The 20,565-nt window shown below is 70.5% G+C and carries 21 protein-coding genes and 1 tRNA gene; 10 read left to right on the top strand and 12 right to left on the bottom strand.

Annotation, left to right across the window (positions count from 1 at the left end; genetic code table 11):
• Positions 1-1,274: LacI family DNA-binding transcriptional regulator (locus ACWC5O_RS43665; RefSeq protein ID WP_450781265.1), on the top strand; the 1,274-nt coding region annotated here is incomplete at its 5' end.
• A gap of 117 nt (positions 1,275-1,391) precedes the next feature.
• On the opposite strand, the gene ACWC5O_RS43660 is transcribed toward ACWC5O_RS43665, so the two are convergent.
• The 3 genes from ACWC5O_RS43660 to ACWC5O_RS43650 form a co-directional block, all read right to left on the bottom strand.
• Positions 1,392-1,465: transfer RNA gene (locus tag ACWC5O_RS43660), tRNA-Pro, on the bottom strand.
• A gap of 66 nt (positions 1,466-1,531) precedes the next feature.
• Entirely contained in the window at positions 1,532-2,290 is a 759-nt protein-coding gene (locus ACWC5O_RS43655; RefSeq protein WP_450592136.1) for a Pr6Pr family membrane protein, read from the bottom strand.
• A 125-nt stretch (positions 2,291-2,415) separates the two neighbouring features.
• Entirely contained in the window at positions 2,416-3,342 is a 927-nt protein-coding gene (locus tag ACWC5O_RS43650) for a metallophosphoesterase (RefSeq protein ID WP_450592137.1), read from the bottom strand.
• Positions 3,343-3,458: 116 nt separating this feature from the next.
• Here ACWC5O_RS43650 and ACWC5O_RS43645 point away from each other — a divergent pair, with 116 nt between their 5' ends.
• Positions 3,459-3,926: a GatB/YqeY domain-containing protein gene (locus tag ACWC5O_RS43645; RefSeq protein ID WP_100827460.1), complete on the top strand. Its 468-nt coding sequence runs from the start codon at positions 3,459-3,461 to the stop codon at positions 3,924-3,926.
• Between the two features lie 96 nt (positions 3,927-4,022).
• Here ACWC5O_RS43645 and ACWC5O_RS43640 read toward each other — a convergent pair whose 3' ends face one another.
• Entirely contained in the window at positions 4,023-6,329 is a 2,307-nt protein-coding gene (locus ACWC5O_RS43640) for a transglycosylase domain-containing protein (protein ID WP_450592139.1), read from the bottom strand.
• A gap of 456 nt (positions 6,330-6,785) precedes the next feature.
• Between ACWC5O_RS43640 and wblA the strand changes: the two genes are divergently transcribed.
• Complete coding sequence (gene wblA / locus ACWC5O_RS43635; protein WP_179851885.1) at positions 6,786-7,124, top strand: transcriptional regulator WblA; 339 nt, start codon at positions 6,786-6,788, stop codon at positions 7,122-7,124.
• Positions 7,125-7,355: 231 nt separating this feature from the next.
• Here wblA and ACWC5O_RS43630 read toward each other — a convergent pair whose 3' ends face one another.
• Both ACWC5O_RS43630 and ACWC5O_RS43625 read right to left on the bottom strand, forming a co-directional pair.
• A complete protein-coding gene (locus tag ACWC5O_RS43630; protein ID WP_450592141.1) occupies positions 7,356-8,741 on the bottom strand; it encodes an ArsA family ATPase in 1,386 nt (461 codons plus the stop codon).
• Positions 8,738-9,715, bottom strand: a complete 978-nt coding sequence (locus tag ACWC5O_RS43625; RefSeq protein WP_450592142.1) for an ArsA family ATPase — start codon at positions 9,713-9,715, stop codon at positions 8,738-8,740. The genes ACWC5O_RS43630 and ACWC5O_RS43625 overlap by 4 nt, the downstream gene beginning before the upstream one ends.
• 106 nt (positions 9,716-9,821) lie before the next feature.
• Between ACWC5O_RS43625 and ACWC5O_RS43620 the strand changes: the two genes are divergently transcribed.
• The 4 genes from ACWC5O_RS43620 (at position 9,822) to ACWC5O_RS43605 (ending at position 12,220) form a co-directional block, all read left to right on the top strand.
• Positions 9,822-9,983 (top strand): DUF4177 domain-containing protein, encoded by a 162-nt coding sequence (locus ACWC5O_RS43620; RefSeq protein WP_003975360.1) that lies wholly within the window; start codon positions 9,822-9,824, stop codon positions 9,981-9,983.
• Positions 9,980-10,444, top strand: coding sequence for a RidA family protein (locus tag ACWC5O_RS43615; protein WP_389188751.1), 465 nt, complete (start codon positions 9,980-9,982; stop codon positions 10,442-10,444). Before ACWC5O_RS43620 ends, ACWC5O_RS43615 begins: the two co-directional genes overlap by 4 nt.
• Before the next feature lie 67 nt (positions 10,445-10,511).
• Complete coding sequence (locus ACWC5O_RS43610; protein ID WP_450592143.1) at positions 10,512-11,393, top strand: NUDIX hydrolase; 882 nt, start codon at positions 10,512-10,514, stop codon at positions 11,391-11,393.
• Positions 11,390-12,220: an MBL fold metallo-hydrolase gene (locus ACWC5O_RS43605; RefSeq protein ID WP_450592144.1), complete on the top strand. Its 831-nt coding sequence runs from the start codon at positions 11,390-11,392 to the stop codon at positions 12,218-12,220. The genes ACWC5O_RS43610 and ACWC5O_RS43605 overlap by 4 nt, the downstream gene beginning before the upstream one ends.
• Here the strand turns inward: ACWC5O_RS43605 and ACWC5O_RS43600 are convergent.
• A complete protein-coding gene (locus ACWC5O_RS43600; protein ID WP_450592146.1) occupies positions 12,217-13,089 on the bottom strand; it encodes a nucleotidyltransferase in 873 nt (290 codons plus the stop codon). The two genes, ACWC5O_RS43605 and ACWC5O_RS43600, sit on opposite strands and share 4 nt — an antisense overlap.
• A gap of 138 nt (positions 13,090-13,227) precedes the next feature.
• Positions 13,228-13,902 (bottom strand): Crp/Fnr family transcriptional regulator, encoded by a 675-nt coding sequence (locus tag ACWC5O_RS43595; protein WP_023547771.1) that lies wholly within the window; start codon positions 13,900-13,902, stop codon positions 13,228-13,230.
• Between the two features lie 312 nt (positions 13,903-14,214).
• Here ACWC5O_RS43595 and nth point away from each other — a divergent pair, with 312 nt between their 5' ends.
• Genes nth through ACWC5O_RS43580 form a run of 3 tightly spaced genes read left to right on the top strand, consistent with a single transcriptional unit; the run spans position 14,215 to position 16,991 of the window.
• The gene (gene nth, locus ACWC5O_RS43590; protein ID WP_450592147.1) at positions 14,215-15,030 is read left to right on the top strand and encodes an endonuclease III; all 816 of its coding nucleotides are present in this window, start codon (positions 14,215-14,217) and stop codon (positions 15,028-15,030) included.
• A gap of 52 nt (positions 15,031-15,082) precedes the next feature.
• Positions 15,083-15,778, top strand: coding sequence for an NUDIX hydrolase (locus tag ACWC5O_RS43585; protein ID WP_450592148.1), 696 nt, complete (start codon positions 15,083-15,085; stop codon positions 15,776-15,778).
• A gap of 13 nt (positions 15,779-15,791) precedes the next feature.
• Positions 15,792-16,991, top strand: a complete 1,200-nt coding sequence (locus tag ACWC5O_RS43580) for a MarP family serine protease (protein ID WP_450592150.1) — start codon at positions 15,792-15,794, stop codon at positions 16,989-16,991.
• 27 nt (positions 16,992-17,018) lie between these two features.
• On the opposite strand, the gene ACWC5O_RS43575 is transcribed toward ACWC5O_RS43580, so the two are convergent.
• From ACWC5O_RS43575 to nhaA, 4 genes are all read right to left on the bottom strand, one after another.
• On the bottom strand, positions 17,019-17,198 hold the full coding sequence (locus ACWC5O_RS43575) for a hypothetical protein (protein WP_145887608.1): 180 nt from the start codon (positions 17,196-17,198) through the stop codon (positions 17,019-17,021).
• Between the two features lie 128 nt (positions 17,199-17,326).
• Positions 17,327-18,262, bottom strand: a complete 936-nt coding sequence (locus ACWC5O_RS43570) for an alpha/beta fold hydrolase (protein WP_450592151.1) — start codon at positions 18,260-18,262, stop codon at positions 17,327-17,329.
• Entirely contained in the window at positions 18,259-18,747 is a 489-nt protein-coding gene (locus ACWC5O_RS43565; RefSeq protein WP_450592153.1) for a phage holin family protein, read from the bottom strand. The genes ACWC5O_RS43570 and ACWC5O_RS43565 overlap by 4 nt, the downstream gene beginning before the upstream one ends.
• A 55-nt stretch (positions 18,748-18,802) precedes the next feature.
• Positions 18,803-20,245: a Na+/H+ antiporter NhaA gene (gene nhaA / locus ACWC5O_RS43560; RefSeq protein ID WP_450592154.1), complete on the bottom strand. Its 1,443-nt coding sequence runs from the start codon at positions 20,243-20,245 to the stop codon at positions 18,803-18,805.
• Positions 20,246-20,565: the final 320 nt, after the last annotated feature.

Below are 20,565 nucleotides of genomic sequence, written 5' to 3'. Positions count from 1 at the left end.
AACTCTTCCGGATAAGACTTGGGCACAGCGACATCCTTCCCACCCGCCCCACAGGGCAAGCCAGTTCAGATGTCACCCGATCGTGCATCAGACCCGACGTCGGCGCCTGGGAGAAGAAGGAGCGGAAGCTCTACGCCGCGTCTAGCGTGAAGACCTGGCACGGCACGCTGCACCTCATCCTCGCCGACGCCATGGATGAAGGACTTCGCGACTCCAACCCGGCAGCCAAGCGGCGCGGCCGAGGCAAGCGCGCCGGACGCTCCCGGAACCGCGGCCCCGAGAAGGTGGTGACCGACGCTCTCGGAATCCTGCTGACAGCCGAGCGCGCTTCGCTGCTGTCTGGCCGTGATGACGAATTCGTAGCCGTGATCCTGAAGGGCTACACCGGCATGCGATGGGGCGAAGTCGTCGGCCTGGAGCGCAAGTTCGTCCGCCCCGCATCGGTGCGGGTGGAGTGGCAGCTCTACGAACTCGACTCGGGGGAGTTCGAGCGCTGCCCGCCCAAGGACGACTCCTACCGGACCATCGACACGCCGAAGTGGCTGTCTGGCTTGGTCGCAAGCCATATCGCCCGGACCGAGTCGGCACCCTGCCCGTGCCACGAGCACGCCTACGTGTTCCGTGGCCACGGGCCCGCCAACGGTGCTGCCCGGCACGTCGGCGCAAAGCTGCTCGACGTCGCCCGCCGCGCCGAGGTCTCTGCGGCAACGGTCTCGAACGTGCTGAACCGGCCGGACATGGTCGCGGAGCGAACGCGGATCAGGGTGGAGACAGCCGTCGCGGAACTCGGCTACGTGCGTGCGGGCCAGTCGGGAGAGACGGCCGCGCACTGGCGCCGTACCGGTTTCGCGACCTGGCTGTTCCATCCGGCCACGACGGGGTGGTACCCGAAGAAGGCCCCGCAGGAGGCGCGCCCCGTACCTGTGATGGCGCACCCTTGGCCAGGGGTGCCGGCGCGGGGCCGGAATGCCTCGGGGCGTGCCGACGCGTGCTGGCTGCCGATCGCACGGGGCCTCACTCCGCACGGGCTCAGGCACTCCCACAAGACAGTCATGGAGGAGCTCGGGACCCCGCCCAAACTCATGGATGAACGGCTGGGACACGAGGATGGCTCGGTGCAAGCCCGCTACTCGCACATCACGGCGCGGATGAGGAACCGGCTCATGGACGGCCTGACCGAGCAGTGGGAGGGGGCGTTGGCGGAACGGTCTGCCATGCACCCGCGGTCACCGGTGCGCGCGCTCGATGCACTGCTGAGAGCGCGTCAGGGGTGATGTTCGGGGAGTCGATTTCCTTGATCCACTCCCCATTCACTCCCCAGTGGCTCTGTGGAACGAGTCAGGGCCGGTTTCCCGTGAAGGGAAACCGGCCCTGACCTGGTGTTTCAGCTGTCGGGGTGGCGGGATTTGAACCCACGACCTCTTCGTCCCGAACGAAGCGCGCTGCCAAGCTGCGCTACACCCCGATGCCGCTGCTTGTCGCGGCGACGTCGTTTACTTTAGCCCACTGGTGGCCGGAGACGAAATCCGGTTTAGACACGGTGGCGGACCGGGGTTGGGCGGGCGTGGTCCAGGGCGATCAGGAGGACCGCCAGGGCGTACATCGCGAGGCCGATGAGGAGGGCGTTCGCCAGGGTGCTGCGGTAGCCGTGGGCCTCGACGTCGAGGAAGGGGTAGAGGTAGCGGTCCAGGGCGGATGGGGACAGGAAGGCGACCCGGATCAGCGAGAAGGCCAGGTAGGCCAGGGGGTAGAGGAGCCAGCTCGCCGCCTGGCGGAGGTGCAGGCGGGCCGCGGGGGTGAGGAGGAGCCAGTCCAGGACGGCCGCCAGGGGGACCACCGTGTGGAGGAGCTGGAGGGCCGCCCACTGGGCGTGCCAGCGGACCGGGGGCGCGGTCGCGCCCGTCATGGAGAACGGGGGCGCCGTGTGCGCCAGGAGCAGGTGGTAGACCAGCGCTGTGATCACGGCGTAGAGAAGTGTGGCGCCTGTCACGGACGAGGGCAGCGGGCGGCGGGCCCGCCAGGCCCTGGATGCCGACAGGAGCATGACCACTGCCAGCAGGATGTTCGTCTGGACGCTGAAGTAGCTCAGGGTCCGGGCGGGGCTGCCCAGGAGAAGTTCCAGGGCGACGCCGGCCGCCGCGGCCAGGGCGGTCAGGAGGCGGAACAGTGCTGCCAGAGGGCGGCGGACCGGGGCCACCACCGCCGTGGCCGGGACCGGGGCGGGCAGCAGAAGGGGCGGGCCCGGGACCGCGGGCAGGTCCGGGATCTCCCTGGGTATGGGGGCGGTCATGCCCCCACGCTAAGCAGGGGGGATGAAATGGGCTATCTGGGGCACTCCGGGTGGGTTACGTCGGTCCCGTCGTGCCCCCGGCTCCCTTCCCTCCCGCTTCCCCGCTTCCCCTACTCCCTCTTCCCTTACTCCCGCCCCACCAACGTCAGCAGCGTCGCCTCCGGAGGGCAGGCGAAGCGGACGGGGGTGTAGCGGTTCGTTCCGCAGCCCGCCGACACGTGGAGGTAGGACGTACGGCCCTCCGCCATGTGCGTGGACAGGCCCTTCACGCGGTCCGTGTCCAGGTCGCAGTTGGTGACCAGGGCGCCGTAGAAGGGGATGCACAGCTGGCCGCCGTGGGTGTGGCCGGCCAGGATCAGGGGGTAGTCGTCCGCCGTGAAGGAGTCGAGGACGCGCAGGTAGGGGGCGTGGACGACGCCCATCGAGAAGTCGTACGTGCCGGAGGGACCGCCTGCCACCCGCGCGTAGCGGTCGCGCTTGATGTGGGGGTCGTCCAGGCCGGTCAGCTCGATCGACACGCCCTCGACCTTCAGCACACCCCGCGTGTTCGTCAGGTTCAGCCAGCCCGCCGCGTCGAAGCCGTCCCTGAGGTCCTCCCAGGGGTTGTGGATCGCGCCCACCGCCGGCGGGTTGCCGTTGAGGCCGTGGCGGCCGCTGGTCTTCTCCAGCAAGTAGCGGGCGGGGTTGCGGAGTTTGGGGCCGTAGTAGTCGTTGGAGCCGAAGACGTACGCACCCGGGAACTCCATCAGCGGGCCGAGCGCGTCGAGGACCTCGGGGACGCCCTCGGGGTCCGAGAGGTTGTCGCCGGTGTTGATCACGAAGTCGGGGCGCAGGCCCGCCAGCGACTGCAGCCACCGCTGCTTCTTGCGCTGGCCGCCGACCATGTGGATGTCGGAGACCTGGAGCAGGCGCAGCGGGCGCATGCCCGGCGGGAGGACCGGGACCGTCACTCGTCGGAGGCGGAAGGAGCGGGCCTCGAAGCCCGCCGCGTACGCCAGTCCGGCGGCGCCTGCCGCCATGATTCCCAGGGGTACTCCGTATCGCGCGCGCATATGACCATCGTGTCAGACCCCGGTGTCCCCTTGAGACCGGCCGCGGGTACCCCCGCGACCGGCCGCCGCGTAAATGCGCGGGCGCCCCCGCCGTCGTACCTGCGACAATCGACCGCATGACCACCACGCTCAAGTCGAAGCTGCACGACGACCTCAACGCCGCGATCAAGGAGCGCGACGAGCTCCGCTCCTCGACGCTCCGGCTGACGCTCGCCGCGATCACCAAGGAGGAGGTCGCGGGCAAGGAGAAGCGCGAGCTCTCCGACGACGAGGTGCAGAAGGTGATCACCCGCGAGGCGAAGAAGCGCCGTGAGGCGGCCGACGCCTTCGCGCAGGGTGGTCGTCCCGAGCAGGCCGAGCGGGAGAAGGCGGAGGGCGAGGTTCTTGCCGCGTACCTGCCCAAGCAGCTGTCCGACGACGAGCTGAACGCGATCGTCGCCCAGGCCGTCGAGGAGGCGAAGGCGGCCGGTGCCGAGGGGCCGCGGGCCATGGGTGCCGTCATGAAGATCGTGAACCCGAAGGTGGCCGGCCAGGCCGAGGGCGGCCGCGTCGCCGCCGCGGTGAAGAAGCTCCTCCAGGGCTGAGAACGGCAAGGGCCTCCGGTCCGACCACGACGGCGGGGCCGCACCCCCATCCAGGAGGTGCGGCCCCGCCGCCATGCCGGGTGAGGCCGGCCGGGTCTAGCCCCGCGTGCCCCCGTTCCTGTTCCCGCCGTTGGTCTGCCCCTCGATGAAGTTGCCGGGGAGGGAGATCGTCGGCGTGGGGAAGGTGCCGCCGCTGGTGTCACCCGTGGCGCCGCCGGTCGTGCCCCCGTCAGTGAGGCCGCCGATCAGTCCGCCGATCACTCCGCCCGTGTTGTCCCCGTTCTTGCCGCCGTCGTTCCCCTGGCCTTTTCCCCGGCCTTTCCCGTTGGTGTCGTCGTCGGGGATGTCGACCAGGTTGAAGTTCGGGGCCGCCTTGCCCGCGAGGGCGCCGGTCATGGCGTCCTTCCAGATCGGGCCGGGGACCTGACCACCGAAGACGAGGTCGTGGTAGACCCCGCCGATGGTGATCCCGGTCATCTTCACGTTCTGCTTGGCGCTGCCGACCCAGACCGCACCGGCCAGGTTGGGGGTGTAGCCGACGAACCAGGCGTTCTTGCGCTCGTCCGTCGTACCCGTCTTGCCCGCGCTCTCGCGGTCGGTCAGGCCCGCCTGCTGGCCGGTACCGGAGTCGACCACACCGCGCAGCAGGGTGTTGACGGTGTCGGCGGTCTTCTCGCTCATCGCGCGCGAGCAGGTCGACTTGGGGACCTCGAGCGACTTCTGCTCGTTGCCGATCTTCTGGGTGATCGACTCGATGGCGATCGGGGTGCAGTACATGCCCCGCGCGGCGAAGGTGGCGTAGGCGTTCGCCATGGTCAGCGGGGAGAGGCCGATCGAGCCGAGGGCGATCGAGGGGGTCTCCGGGAGCTTCGAGCCGTCGCCCTGCACCACGTGCAGTGCGTCGGTCATCTTCACCACCGGGCACAGACCGATGTCGGAGATCAGCTGCACGAAGTAGGTGTTGATGGACTTCGCCATCGCCTCCTTCATGCGGTACGGGCCCTTCTCCGACTCGTTCTCGTTCTCTACCGTCTCGCCCTTGGTGTTGACGTAGGGGTTGCTGCTGCACCGCTGGACGGGGCTCGGGTAGTTCATCTTGTACGGCGCCGAGTACTCCTGCGTCGCCGGTTTGCCGCCCTCGATCGCGGCCGCCGCCACGAACGGCTTGAACGTCGAACCGGTCGGGAAGCCGTAGTTGGAGCCGCCCATGTCCCGGTTGACCGAGAAGTTGTACTCGGTCTCGTTGTTGCCGTAGCCGTAGGGCTTCGACTGGCCCATTGCCAGGACCTTGCCGGTGCCGGGCTCGACCAGGGTGGACGCCGCGGCGACGCTGTCGGACTTGTGGACGTGCTCCTTCAGGGAGGCCTGCACGGACTCCTGCGCCTGCGGGTCCAGCGTCGTACGGATGGTGAGGCCGCCGCGGTTCCAGAGCTGGGCGCGCTTCTCGCGGGTCTTGCCGAAGGCCGGGTCGGTCAGGAAGACGTTCTCGACGTACTTGCAGAAGAACGCGGCGCCCTTGGTGGCCGTGATGCAGCCGTTCTTCGGCTGGCTGACGTGCAGGCCGAGCGGCTTCTCCTTGGCCCGGTCGGCCTCCGCCTGGGAGATGTCGCCGAGCTCGGCCATGCGCTGCAGGACGGTGTTGCGGCGCTTGGTGGCCTCGGCCTCGTCGTTCACCGGGTCGTAGCGGCTCGGGGACTGGACGATGCCGGCCAGCAGCGCCGACTCCTGCACGTTCAGGTCCTTGGCGTGCTTGGAGAAGTAGCGCTGGGAGGCGGCCTCGACGCCGTAGGCCTGCTCACCGAAGAAGGTGATGTTCAGGTAGTTCTCGAGGATCTTCTTCTTGCCCAGCTTCTCCTCGATCTGGATCGCGTACTTCAGCTCGCGGACCTTGCGTCCGAGGGTCTGCTGGGTGGCCTCGGCGACCTTGGTGGGGTCGTCGCCGGCCTCCTCGATGAAGTAGTTCTTCACCAGCTGCTGGGTGAGCGTGGAGGCGCCCTGGGCGACCCCGCCGCTCTGCGCGTTCTTGTTCAGGGCGCGCAGCACGCCCTTGAGGTCGATCGCGCCGTGCTTGTAGAAGCGGGAGTCCTCGATCGCGACGATCGCCTTCTGCATGTACGGCGAGATGTCCTTGAGGTCCACCACCGTACGGTCGCGGGAGTAGACGGTCGCGAGCTGGTTGCCCTGGCTGTCCAGTATGGTCGTGCGCTGGCTGAGCTGGGGGCTCTTGAGGTTGGCCGGGATCTCGTCGAAGCCCTTGACCGAGCCCTTGGCCGCGAGTCCGAGCGCGCCGGCAGCGGGCAGCGCGATGCCCGCCATCACGGCTCCCGCGAGCACACTGACACCGAGGAACTTGGCGGCCTGCTGCGTTGCCGACAGGCCACCGCCCGAGCGCTTCTTTGGCATGGGGGCAGCCTAAACCGTTGTGATGAGCGTTCCATCACGGCACGGCAAAGCAGAACGCGTAGCTTCTCATTCGCCGGACACGCGCGCAGGCCTTGGCCTAAGCTGCTCTCAACTGTCACGGCAGTGCGGCCACGTATCAATACGTCCAACGACCCCGAATCGTTCCGGAAGTACCCCGACTTTCTGATGGGGGCGTGTCCGAATCCGCCTCGTGTGTCACCCGGCGCCCTTTGTGGCGCACCACAGCTGTCCCGGTTTGCCGGGATGATCACGCATGTCGCCAGCTCACTCCCGCGGGTGATCTGCCGCTTACCCATAGTCCGTTCGGGCCATTCAAGATTGGGCCCGAAGGGGGTGTTGCGCTGTCCCCACCTTCCGTAACGTCCTCAACTGGCGGCGGTGAATATGCCGCTGCCGCCGTGGGGGAGCCTCGATTCGGGAGAGGACGGCGCCGGTATGGGCTGGGTAACCGACTGGAGTGCGCAGGCTGCCTGCCGCACTACCGATCCGGATGAACTGTTCGTTCAGGGAGCAGCGCAGAACAGGGCCAAGGCGGTGTGCACCGGATGTCCGGTACGCACCGAATGCCTGGCCGATGCGTTGGACAACCGTGTGGAGTTCGGCGTGTGGGGAGGCATGACGGAGCGGGAACGCCGCGCACTGCTGCGCCGGCGGCCCACCGTGACCTCCTGGCGCAGGCTGTTGGAAACCGCCCGCTTGGAGTACGAGCGTGGCGTCGGCATCGTGCCCCTCGACAGCGACGAGGTGTACGAGAACTACGCGGCGGTGAGCTGAGGGCATCGCCCCCCGGCACGGGCCCGGGGCCACTCCGACCGGCCATGAGGCATGGGAAGCAGCGGTCGGACGTGTGTCCTGGGACAACACCCGCTGAACACCTGCTGTGCGTGGGCGTGCCCTTGGGGCAACGCCCGCTCGGCAGGCGGGTACGAGCTCGGCGCACAGCTCGGTCAGATGTGCGCCCGTTTACGGCCGGGGCCCGGGTGGCTGGGCTGTCCGCGGCGAGCGCTACGACAGCTCCGTCCGTCCCGCCGCCAGCCGGTCCCCGATGTCGCGCAGGCCCGTGAGGTCGTGCACGTCACCGGGCAGTGCGGGTACCTCGACGACCGCCACCTCGGGGTGGCGGGCGGTGAAGCGGTCACGCGTGCGCTGCTCGCGCGAGAGCAGCTGCATGCGCTCCGCGTGCAGCCTCAGCAGGCTTGCGGTCAGCTGGTCGACGGACCGCTCCGTGCCCGCGTCCGTGTCCGGGTCTGGGGGGCAGTCGTCAGGTGAGTCGCTGTCCACGGCCGGTGAACCGTCGTCCGAGGCGGGGGAGCCGTCGTCCGGAGCCGGTGTTGCGGAAGCGGGAGATTCTGAACTGCCGTACGTGTCGGGAGAGTTACGAAGTCCAGCTTTCCCGCCCCCCTGATCCACAATGCGGGGCTCCTCAAGATTTTCCGCGGCGGCGAGCGCCCGCTCGGCCGACAGCCGGCCGGCGCCGCTGCCATGGACCCGGTTGAGCACCAGTCCCACCAGCGGCATGTTCTCCGCGGCCAGCCGCTCCACGAAGTACGCGGCCTCCCGCAGCGCGTCCCGCTCCGGGGCCGCCACCACCAGGAACGCCGTGCCGGGCGCCTGAAGCAGCTTGTACGTGGCGTCCGCGCGCGTGCGGAAACCACCGAACGTGGTGTCCATCGCGGCCACGAAGGTCTGTACGTCCTTCAGCAGCTGACCGCCCAGCAGCTTGCCCAGCGTGCCGGTCATCATCGACATCCCGACGTTCAGGAAGGCCATCCCCGCACGGCCGCCGAGCTTCGCCGGTGCGGTCAGCAGCCGGATCAGGCGGCCGTCCAGGAAGGAGCCGAGCCGCTTGGGCGCGTCCAGGAAGTCCAGCGCCGAGCGGGACGGCGGGGTGTCGACCACGATCAGGTCCCACTCGTCCCTGGCCCGCAGCTGGCCCAGCTTCTCCATCGCCATGTACTCCTGCGTGCCCGCGAACCCCGCCGAGAGCGACTGGTAGAAGGGGTTGGCCAGGATCGCGGCCGCCCGCTCCGGGTCCGCGTGCGCCTCGACGACCTCGTCGAAGGTGCGCTTCATGTCGAGCATCATGGCGTGCAGCTCGCCGTCGCCCTCGGTGCCCTTCACCCGCCGGGGCACGTTGTCGAGGGAGTCGATGCCCATCGACTGGGCGAGCCGGCGGGCCGGGTCGATGGTGAGGACGACCACCTTGCGGCCCCGCTCGGCCGCCCTGAGACCCAGCGCCGCCGCGGTCGTCGTCTTGCCGACCCCGCCCGAGCCGCAGCACACCACGATCCGGGTCCTCGGGTCGTCCAGCAGCGGGTCGACGTCGAGCACGCGCGCGGCGGAGAGGTGCGGGCGGGCGGCGTCCTGCGCCTCGGCCGGGTCCGGACTCATGACAACCCCTGCTTCCGCAGCTCGGTGGCGAGTTCGTACAGGCCCGCGAGGTCCATGCCCTCGGCGAGCAGCGGCAGTTCGTGCAGCGGCAGGTCCAGGTCGCCGAGGACCGCGCGCTGCTCCTGCTCCAGCGCGTGCCGCTCGGCGTACTCCGCGGCCTGCTCCAGCAGCGGGACCACCAGCCGCTCGGCGTTCCCGCCCCGCCGCGCCCCGCCGAGCCCCGCGGCCGACAAGGTCCGCGCGACGGAGGAACGCGGCACGGTCCGTACGAGTTCCAGGTCGGTCGCGTCCAGCACCTGGGGCCGGACCATGTTCACGATGACCCTGCCCACCGGCAGCCGTGCCGCGTGGAGTTCGGCGATGCCGTCGGCGGTCTCCTGGACGGGCATCTCCTCCAACAGCGTCACCAGGTGCACCGCCGTCTCCGGCGACTTCAGCACCCGCATCACCGCCTGCGCCTGGTTGTGTATCGGGCCGATCCGCGCGAGCCCGGCCACCTCGTCGTTGACGTTGAGGAAGCGGGTGATGCGCCCGGTGGGCGGGGCGTCCATGACGACGTAGTCGTACGCGAACCGCCCGGACTTGTCCTTGCGGCGCACCGCCTCGCACGCCTTGCCGGTGAGCAGGACGTCCCTGAGGCCCGGCGCGATGGTGGTCGCGAAGTCGACCGCGCCGAGCTTCTTCAGGGCCCGGCCCGCGCCGCCGAGCTTGTAGAACATCTGGAGGTAGTCCAGAAGGGCCAGTTCGGGATCGATGGCGAGGGCGTACACCTCCCCGCCGCCCGGAGCGACCGCGATCTTCCGCTCCTCGTAGGGCAGCGCCTCCGTCTCGAAGAGCTGTGCGATGCCCTGCCGGCCCTCGACCTCCACGAGAAGCGTCCGCTTCCCCTCGGTCGCGAGGGCCAGCGCGAGTGCGGCGGCGACCGTCGTCTTTCCGGTCCCGCCCTTGCCGCTGACGACCTGGAGCCTGCTCACGCCTTCGAGACTAACCAGTCCGGCCGACGGCCACGCGGGAGGCTGTGGATAACGGCGCTCATGGCCGTCCGCCTGTCCCGTGGGTCACAGCGGCTACAGTCGGCCCATGACCAAGTGGGAATACGCAACCGTGCCGCTGCTCGTCCATGCCACGAAGCAGATTCTGGACACCTGGGGCGAGGACGGCTGGGAGCTCGTCCAGGTCGTGCCCGGGCCCAACAACCCCGAACAGCTCGTGGCCTACCTGAAGCGGGAGAAGCAGGCGTGAGCGCGGTCGAGGCCAAGCTGGCCGAACTGGGCCTGACCCTGCCGGCGGTCGTCCCGCCGCTGGCCGCGTACCAGCCGGCCGTGCAGTCCGGTGTGTACGTGTACACCTCCGGCCAGCTGCCGATGGTGGACGGCAAGCTTCCGGTCACCGGCAAGGTGGGCGCCGAGGTCACCGCGGAGGAGGCCAAGGAACTGGCCCGCACCTGCGCGCTGAACGCGCTGGCCGCCGTGAAGTCCGTCACCGGCGACCTGGACCGCATCGCGCGCGTGGTGAAGGTCGTCGGCTTCGTCGCCTCGGCCGCCGACTTCACCGGGCAGCCCGGTGTCGTGAACGGCGCCAGCGAGCTGCTCGGCGAGGTCCTCGGCGACAAGGGCGTGCACGCCCGCAGCGCGGTGGGCGTCGCGGTGCTGCCGCTGGACGCGCCGGTGGAGGTCGAGATCCAGGTCGAGCTGGTTCCCTGAGGTCGCTCAGCCCCTCTGACCTCGGGTACCTCTCGAACATTCGCCCTATACGGGATAGCCTCCGGCCATGGCGAACGGTCAGTGGTACCCCGAGGAGTGGCCCGATCGCATCCGCGCACTCGCGGACGGCACCCTCACCCCGGTGTCCCCGAGGCGCGCGGCCACGGTGCTGCTCCTGAAGGACACCGCGGCCGGCCCGGTCGTCCACATGCTGCGCAGACGCGCCTCCATGGCCTTCGCCGGAGGCGCGTACGCGTACCCCGGCGGCGGTGTCGACCCGCGCGACGACGACCGCCAGGTCCGCTGGGCGGGCCCCACGCGCGCGTGGTGGGCCGACCGGCTCGGCGTCGACGAGGCCGGCGCCCAGGCGATCGTCTGCGCGGCCGTCCGGGAGACGTACGAGGAGGCGGGCGTCCTGCTCGCCGGACCCGACCCGGACTCCGTCGTCGGCGACACCACCGGGGACGACTGGGAGACCGACCGCGCCGCGCTCGTCGCCCGCGACCTCTCCTTCGCCGAGTTCCTCCACCGGCGCGGCCTGGTGCTGCGCTCCGACCTCCTCGGCGCCTGGACCCGCTGGATCACCCCGGAGTTCGAGTCCCGCCGCTACGACACCTGGTTCTTCGTCGCCGCCCTCCCCGAGGGCCAGCGCACCCGCAACGCCTCCACGGAGGCCGACCGCACGGTGTGGATCCGCCCCGAGGAGGCCGCGGCCGGGTACGACAAGGGCGAGCTGCTGATGATGCCGCCCACCATCGCCACCCTGCGCCAGCTGCTCCCGCACGCCACCGCCGCCGAGGCGCTCGCCGCCGCCCCCGCGCGCGAGATGACCCCGGTACTGGCGCGCGCCCGCCTGGAGGGCGGCGAGATCGTGCTGTCCTGGCCGGGACACGACGAGTTCACCAAGCACGTCCCGACCGCTCCGAGTACCGGTGGAGGCCCCGCATGACCGACGCCGCAGCCCTGCCCGGTCAGCCCCGCGGCGGCGTTCTCTCGGGCCCCGCCACCGAACGGGCCGTCAACGTGCTGGCACCCAACGCCTCCGCGATGACCCTGGACGGCACCAACACCTGGATCGTCGCCGAGCCCGGATCCGAGCTGGCCGTGGTGATCGACCCGGGTCCGCTGGACGACACGCATCTGCGCAACGTCGTCGACACGGCCGAGGAGGCCGGCAAGCGGATCGCGCTCACCCTGCTCACCCACGGCCACCCCGACCATGCCGAGGGCGCCGCCCGCTTCGCCGGTCTGACGGGCACGCGCGTGCGTGCGCTCGACCCGGCGCTGAGGCTCGGTGACGAGGGCCTGGCCGCCGGGGACGTGATCAGCGTCGGTGGCCTGGAGCTGCGGGTCGTACCGACCCCCGGGCACACCTCGGACTCGCTGTGCTTCCATCTCCCGGCCGACCGGGCCGTGCTGACCGGCGACACCATCCTCGGGCGCGGTACGACGGTCGTGGCGCACCCCGACGGCCGCCTGGGGGACTATCTGGACTCCCTGCGCCGTCTGCGGTCCCTGACCGTGGACGACGGCGTGCACACGGTCCTGCCGGGCCACGGGCCGGTCCTGGAGGACGCCCAGGGCGCGGTCGAGTTCTACCTCGCCCACCGCGCCCATCGCCTCGCCCAGGTCGAGACGGCCGTCGAGGACGGCTACGGCACCCCGGCCGAGGTCGTCGCCCATGTGTACGCCGACGTGGACCGTTCCCTGTGGCCCGCGGCCGAGCTGTCCGTGCGGGCCCAGATGGACTACCTCAGCGAGCACGGGCTGATCTAGTCCGGCCGAGGGGCTGGTCCGGCCGAGGGTCTGGTCCGGCCGAGGGGCTGATCCGGCCGTGGGGCTTTGACGCCGTGCACGCGCGCGTACTCCGCGGCGAGCCAGGGGCCGAGGTCGTCCACGTACGACCGCAGGACGTCCGGGTCGCCGACTGGCTCGTAGCCGTACTCCGCCGCCCTGCGCAGCTCCGCGGCCCGCTCGGGGTAGTACGCGCCGAACACCTCGGCCATCTCCCGCAGATCGCTGGTCCAACCGTTCCAGCGGGGCATGACGAGGGTGAAGCCGGTGCGGACCAGGTGACGGGACATGAAGCGCACCAGGGGCCGCCGGGCCTCCTCACGGTCCGCGGCGGCGGCGATCCGCTCCCGCCAGCGGGGCAGGAGCAGCGCGAGGTCGCCGTTGGTCTCCCTGGCGAGCAGGGAGTCGGGGCGGTAGCGGGGCAGGTACTCGGCGAGGTCGTCCCCGAGCAGCGGGGTGCACAGGCAGGCCACGAACCAGCCCAGGTCGTACCTCTCCAGGTCGCTCAGCAGCCGCGCCCGGCCGTACAGCAGCGTGCCCACGCCGTCGATCTGCGGGAACTCCTTGTCGAGCGCCTCGCCGAGGGCACGTACGGCCTCCCGGTCGGCGGCGGCGGGCTCTTCGTGCAGCGCCACCAGCAGGTCCAGGTCGCTGTGCCGCACGCGCGCGGTGCCGCGCGGAATCGACCCGTAGAGGTAGGCGCTGTGCAGCCGCGTCCCGAAGGCGTCCAGCAGCAGGTCGCGCGCGGCGGCCACGACCGGACGGAACGCGTGCGGCACGCGCGCGAGGGAGCCTTCGCGCTCGATGAAGCCCCGGGCGTCCAGGCCATGGGGGACAGGGGGTTCGGCCATGTGTTCACTGTGCCCTGAGGGGAACGGTGAAGCGGCTTGTTTTTGGTGCCGGTCGGCATCGATCAGCCCGTCCGGCGTTCGAGGGCGAAGCCGTTCAGGCCGACAGCGGGGGTCTGGGGGCGCCGGCCCCCAGAGACCTCAGCGAGACCGCTTGGCCAGCCGCTCGACGTCCAGCAGGATCACGGCCCGCGCCTCCAGGCGGAGCCACCCGCGCTGGGCGAAGTCCGCCAGCGCCTTGTTCACGGTCTCGCGCGAGGCGCCCACCAGCTGGGCCAGCTCCTCCTGCGTGAGGTCGTGCACGACGTGGATGCCCTCCTCGGACTGCACGCCGAAGCGGCGGGACAGGTCCAGCAGGGCGCGCGCCACGCGACCGGGCACATCGGAGAAGACCAGGTCGGACATGGCGTCGTTGGTCTTGCGCAGTCGGCGGGCGACGGCGCGGAGCAGGGCGCCGGCCACCTCGGGGCGCGCGTTCAGCCAGGGCTGGAGGTCGCCGTGACCGAGACCGAGCAGCTTGACCTCGGTCAGCGCGGTCGCGGTCGCGGTGCGCGGGCCCGGGTCGAACAGCGACAGCTCGCCGATCAGCTCGCTGGGGCCGACGACGGCGAGCATGTTCTCGCGGCCGTCGGGGGAGGTGCGGTGCAGCTTCACCTTGCCCTCGGTGACGACGTACAGCCGGTCGCCGGGGTCGCCCTCGTGGAACAGCGAGTCGCCGCGTGCGAGGGTCACCTCACTCATGGAGGCGCGAAGCTCCGCGGCCTGCTCGTCGTCGAGAGCCGCGAAGAGCGGGTTGCGCCGCAGAACGTCGTCCACGAGTTCTCTCCTTGTCGACCTGCTCAGGGGATCTTGCTCCCCCTTGGTACCAGGGGACCGTGCTCCCCATTTTGCCGGACGATCCAAACAGTGTGATCTGTCACAAGGATGCCGCACAGGTGTCCCAAGGTAAGCGGCAGGGGTCCAATCGGGGGCTGATCTTCCGGGTCCGGGGCGGATGTCGGTGCCTGGCTTTAGGCTGGCCGGGTGTCCAAATCGCCGGTGAGAGCACAGGCCAAGGGGGCTGGGCGGGTGGTTGTACGTCGGGATTCCGCTGTGGGCGAACAAGACCCTGGCGGAAGTAATAAAAGTATGAAATCAGGACAAAAGGTACCTCACAAAAAACCGACTGCCAACGAGTCCCGCACGGCCCTGGTCCGCCGTGCCCGCCGGATCAACCGCGAGCTCGCCGAGGTCTACCCGTACGCCCACCCCGAGCTGGACTTCGAGAACCCCTTCCAGCTGCTGGTCGCCACGGTGCTGTCCGCCCAGACCACCGACCTGCGCGTCAACCAGACCACCCCGGCGCTCTTCGCGAAGTACCCCACCCCCGAGGACCTGGCCGCCGCCAACCCGGAGGAGGTCGAGGAGATCCTGCGCCCCTGCGGCTTCTTCCGGGCCAAGACCCGGTCGGTGACAGGGCTCTCCAAGGCCCTCGCCGAGGACTTCGGCGGCGAGGTCCCCGGAAAGCTGGAGGACCTGGTCAAGCTGCCCGGCGTCGGCCGCAAGACCGCCTTCGTGGTCCTCGGCAACGCCTTCGGGCGCCCGGGAATCACCGTGGACACGCACTTCCAGCGGCTGGTGCGGCGCTGGCAGTGGACCGACGAGACCGACCCCGACAAGATCGAGGCGGCCGTCGGCGCGCTGTTCCCGAGGAGCGACTGGACCGACCTGTCCCACCACGTGATCTGGCACGGCCGCCGCATCTGCCACGCCCGCAAGCCCGCCTGCGGCGCGTGCCCCATCGCCCCGCTCTGCCCGGCCTACGGCGAGGGCGAGACGGACCCGGAGAAGGCGAAGAAGCTCCTGAAGTACGAGAAGGGCGGCTTCCCGGGCCAGCGTCTGAAGCCCCCGCAGGCCTACCTCGACGCGGGCGGCAAGCCGGCGCCGCCGCTGGGGGCCGGATGACGGAACGATCTCGGGTCCCAGCGGCGTTGGACACGGCAGGACGGGGGTGGCGATGACGTACACGCACGACACGCACAGGGGTCCGGTCACGCTGAGCAAGGAGGGCCTGCCGGGCTGGCTGGACCCGGTGGTGCGGGCCGCGGAGACGGTCGAGCCGCGCCAGCTCAGCCGCTTCCTGCCGCCGGAGAACGGCTCGGGCCGGCAGTCGGCCGTGCTGATCCTGTTCGGCGAGGCCGAGCACGGCCCCGAGCTGCTGCTCATGGAGCGGGCCGGCTCCCTGCGCTCCCACGCCGGCCAGCCGTCCTTCCCCGGCGGCGCCCTCGACCCGGAGGACGGCGACGCGCACGGCGACGGGCCGCTGCGGGCCGCGCTGCGCGAGGCCGAGGAGGAGACCGGCCTCGACCCCGCCGGCGTCCAGCTCTTCGGCGTCCTGCCCGCCCTGTACATCCCGGTCAGCGGCTTCGTCGTCACGCCCGTGCTCGGCTGGTGGCGCGAGCCCAGCCCGGTCGGCGTCGTCGATCCGAACGAGACCGCCCGGGTCTTCACCGTCCCCGTGGCGGATCTCACGGACCCCGCCAACCGCGCCACCACCGTCCACCCCAGCGGTCACCGGGGTCCGGCATTCCTGGTCGAATCGGCTCTGGTCTGGGGTTTCACGGCCGGAGTGATCGACCGCCTGCTGCACTTCGCGGGCTGGGAGCGCCCTTGGAACAGGGAGAACGAGGTCCCGCTCGACTGGCGGTCATGACAGGGTGTCGCCTGTGAACGTGCTGGACATCTTGTTGCTGGTCGCCGCCGTGTGGTTCGCGGTCGTGGGCTATCGCCAGGGCTTCGTCGTCGGCATCCTGTCGGTGATCGGGTTCCTCGGCGGTGGTCTCGTCGCCGTGTACACGCTGCCCGTCATCTGGGACGCCGTGACCGACAACGCGGAGGTCGGCACCACCGCCGCCGTCGTCGCCGTGGTCGTCGTCATCGTCTGCGCCTCCATCGGCCAGGCCCTGACCACCCACCTCGGCAACAAGCTGCGCCGCTACATCACCTGGTCCCCGGCGCGCGCCCTGGACGCCACCGGCGGCGCCCTGGTCAACGTCGTCGCCATGCTGCTCGTCGCCTGGCTGATCGGCTCCGCGCTCGCCCAGACCACGCTGCCGACCCTGGGCAAGGAGGTCCGCAACTCCAAGGTTCTCCTGGGCGTGTCGCAGGCGCTGCCCGCCGAGGCCGACACCTGGTTCAAGGACTTCACCTCGGTCCTCGCGCAGAACGGCTTCCCGCAGGTCTTCAGCCCCTTCTCCAACGAGCCGATCAAGGACGTGGAGCCGCCCGACCCGGCCCTGGCGAACAGCCCGGTCACCACCCGGGCCCAGCGCTCCATCGTCAAGGTCACCGGCACCGCCCAGAGCTGCGGCAAGGTTCTGGAGGGCACCGGCTTCGTCTTCGCCGACCGCCGCGTCATGACCAACGCGCACGTCGTCGGCGGCGTCGACGCGCCCTCCGTGCAGATCGGCGGCGAGGGCCGCAAGTACGGCGCGAAGGTCGTCCTGTACGACTGGAAGCGCGACATCGCCGTGCTCGACGTACCGGACCTGAAGGCGACCGCCCTCCGGTTCACCAAGCAGGACGCGGCCGGCGGCGACGGGGCGATCGTCGCGGGCTTCCCGGAGAACGGCTCGTACGACGTCCGTGCCGCGCGCGTGCGCGGGCGCATCACGGCCAACGGCCCGGACATCTACCACCGCGGCACGGTCAGCCGCGACGTCTACTCCCTGTACGCGACCGTCCGCCAGGGCAACTCCGGCGGCCCGCTGCTCACCCCCGACGGCAAGGTGTACGGCGTGGTGTTCGCCAAGTCCCTCGACGACGCCGACACCGGCTACGCGCTCACGGCCGACGAGATCCAGCAGGACATCAGTCGGGGCCGTGCGGCGAACGAGCAGGTGGGCACCGACAGCTGTGCCCTGTAAGGGTGTTGGGGATGCGTCCCGCGCGGTTCAGCCGCGCGGGTGACGCAGGCGCACGGAGACCCAGCGGGCCCGGCGGCGCAGGATGCGCGGAATTCCCACCCTGAGGTCCGCCTCCGCGAGCTGCGGAGTGCCTCGCTGTGAGGAGCTCGGCCCGGCGGCCGAGCGGCGGTTGCGGGGTGCGTCACTGTAGTCGTGCGTCCAGCCCATACCCCGACGTCTGCCCCTGCCCCAAGGTCGATAACCGCCTCCGCGCCCCCCAATTGGCCTATGCGGCAGGCATGTGGCCGTTCGAGGGACAACTGTTCAGGATCGGGATACTCCACGCACCGAACCGTTTACCGGTCCGGCTCGGGATCCATCAGCCAGTTGACGAGTTCGGTGGAGAAGGCCGCGGGGTCCTCTTCGTGCGGGAAGTGGCCGAGGCCGTCGAACAGGCGCCAGCGGTACGGGGCTTCGACGTACTCGCCCGAGCCGGCCGCGCTGCGCGTGCGGATCACCGGGTCCAGTGAGCCGTGCAGATGGAGCGTCGGCACCCGAACCGGCCGCTTCATCCTGCGGTTGAACTGGATGCCGTCCGGGCGGGCCAGTGAGCGCACCAGCCAGCGGTACGGCTCGATCGCGCAGTGCGCGGTGGACGGGATGCACATGGCCCGCTGGTACGTCTCCACGTCCGCGTCCTCCGGCAGCCGCGGCCCGGACCACTCCCGGATCAGCCGGCCCACCAGCGCGCCGTCGTCGGCGGTCAGGTGACGCTCCGGGATCCACGGCCGCTGGAAGCCCCAGATGTAGGAGCTGGCGGCCGTCTGCCGGGCGTCCCGGAGCATCGCGGAGCGCCAGCGCCGGGGGTGCGGCATCGACACGACCGCGAGCCGTCGGACGAGCTTGGGCCGCATCGCCGCCGCCGTCCACGCCAGATAGCCGCCCAGGTCGTGGCCGACCAGCGCGGCGTCCGGCTCACCGAGCGAGCGGATGACGCCGGTGACGTCCAGGGCGAGGTTGGCCGGGTCGTACCCGCGCGGGGTGCGGTCGCTGCCGCCGACACCGCGCAGGTCCATGGCCACCGCCCGGTACCCCGCGTCGGCGAGTGCGACCAGCTGGTGCCGCCACGTCCACCAGAACTGCGGGAAGCCGTGCAGCAGCAGCACCAGGGGGCCGTCGCCGAGTTCGGCGATGTGGAAGCGCGCGCCGTTGGCGGCGACATCCCGGTGCGTCACCTTCTCCCCGTGAGGGAGGTCGATCCTTACGGCCGATGCCGCGGCGGGCTCCGTCATGACGACGAGCGTGCCACAGCCTCGATGGCCTCGGGTGCCCGGTTCTGTGGCAGCTCCGGGCGAGGGTGCGGCTTGGCGTTCTGCAGGACGCTCGCCGTCTCCTTCATCGACGCGGCGACCTTCTGCGGGCCCTGGCTCTTCTTGGCCTTCTTCGCGAACACCACGCCGATGAGGGCGAGCAGACCGGCGACCAGTACGTTCGCCGCGAAGGACAGCACGAAGCAGATGGCCAGGTTCCAGCCGCTCCAGGTCCGAATGCCGTACGCGAGCGCGAAGTTGAGCATCGGCAAGGAGAACAGCAGCACCGCGCCCGCCGCCGTGAACGCGCCGCCGCTCGTCGCACCGCGCTTCACGTCCTGCTTGAGCTGGGCCTTGGCCAGCGCGATCTCGTCGTGCACCAGCGCCGACAAATCGGTCGTCGCCGAGGCGAACAGCTGGCCGATGCTGCGTTCGGCGCCGACCGGGCTGCCGTCGGGTGCGCTCATCGCGTTCTCCCTCTGAAGTCGTATCTGCCGTCTTGATTTGTACCGTCTCGTCAGATCATGCCGGACGACCGTCGTCCTCGCCTGCCCCGCCCGTCACTTCCGCAACCCCGTGGCGCGCCGTGGCGGCCTTCTCGGCGGCGATACGGCGGTGCTCGGCGGCCTTGCGCTCGAAGATGTCCGCCATCCGCAGGTGATAGGCCGGGTCGTCCTGCTCGTAGACGTCCGGGATGCCGTCCCGGTCCTCGTCGCGCTCCTCGTCCTCGCACAGCCTGTGGTAGCGGGCGTTGCGTATCTTCAGGAGCACCGTGGCACACACGGCCGCGATCAGCGATCCGGCGAGGACGGACGCCTTCACCTCGCCGGTCAGTACCGTGTCGCCCGCGAAGGCCAGCTCGCCGATGAGCAGCGAGACGGTGAAGCCGATCCCGGCGAGGGAGGCCACCGCGAAGATGTCGGCCCATTCCAGGTCCTCACTGAGCTCCGCGTGGGTGAAGCGGGCCGTCAGCCAGGTGCCGCCGAAGACGCCGACCGTCTTGCCGACGACCAGCCCGAGCACCACCCCGAGCGTCTCCGGCTCGGTGAACACGTCCCCGAGCGCCCCGCCGGAGACCGCCACCCCCGCACTGAACAGCGCGAACAGCGGTACGGCGAGCCCGGCCGACAGCGGCCGCACCAGGTGCTCGATGTGCTCGCCCGGCGAGTGCTCCTCACCCTCACGGGTGGTGCAGCGCAGCATCAGGCCCATCGCCACGCCGGCGATGGTGGCGTGCACGCCGCTGTTGTACATCAGCGCCCAGACGACGACGGCCAGCGGCACGTACACGTACCAGCCGCGCACACCCTTGCGCAGCAGCAGCCAGAAGACCGCCAGCCCGGCGACGGCCCCGCCGAGGGCCGCGAAGTCGATCCGCTCGGTGAAGAAGATCGCGATGATCAGGATGGCGAACAGGTCGTCGACGACCGCGAGGGTGAGCAGGAAGGCGCGCAGCGCGCCGGGCAGCGAGGTGCCGATGACCGCGAGGACGGCGAGCGCGAAGGCGATGTCGGTGGCGGTGGGCACCGCCCAGCCCTGGGTGGAGCCGTGCCCGGTGAGATTGGTGAGCGTGTAGACGAGCGCCGGTACGGCCATCCCGCACAGCGCGGCCACCACGGGCAGCACCGCCGCCCTGGGATCGCGCAGGTCCCCGGCGACAAGCTCGCGCTTGAGCTCGATGCCGGCGACGAAGAAGAAGACGGCGAGGAGGCCCTCGGCGGCCCAGTGGGCCACGGACAGGTTCAGGCCGAGGGCACTCGGGCCGAAGTGGAAGTGGCTGACCGCCTCGTAGCTGTGCTGCAGGGCGGGGATGTTCGCCCAGACCAGCGCCGTCACCGTGGCGACGAGAAGCAGGACACCGCCGACGGTCTCGGTGCGCAGCGCATCCGCGACGAAGGTCCGCTCGGGCAGGGACAGGCGTCCGAGAACCTTGCGGGCGGTGTTCGGGGTGCGGGGCGCGGCCACGGCGGGGACCTCCGGGTCGGTGGGCAGGACGGAGCGCTTGCCGACCAGACTTCCCGGCACACCTTGGGATCGTTTCGCGTTGGGGTTTGCTTAGTTTACCTAAGGTTGCCGTGGGATGCATCCGGTGATCCGTACGATATGCGCGTTATGCCCAAAAGGTGCGCCCGGTGAGTCGTCGCCGGGCGCACCTTCGGCCGTGGGTTTCAGTCCTCGCTGGGTGCCGCCGGGAGTTTGGTCTGGATGAGGTCCATGACCGTGGAGTCGGTGAGTGTGGTGACGTCGCCCAGTTGGCGGTTCTCGGCCACGTCCCGCAGGAGGCG

The organism is Streptomyces sp. NPDC001450 (assembly GCF_053597295.1).
This window is presented reverse-complemented; position numbering and strand designations above follow the sequence as displayed.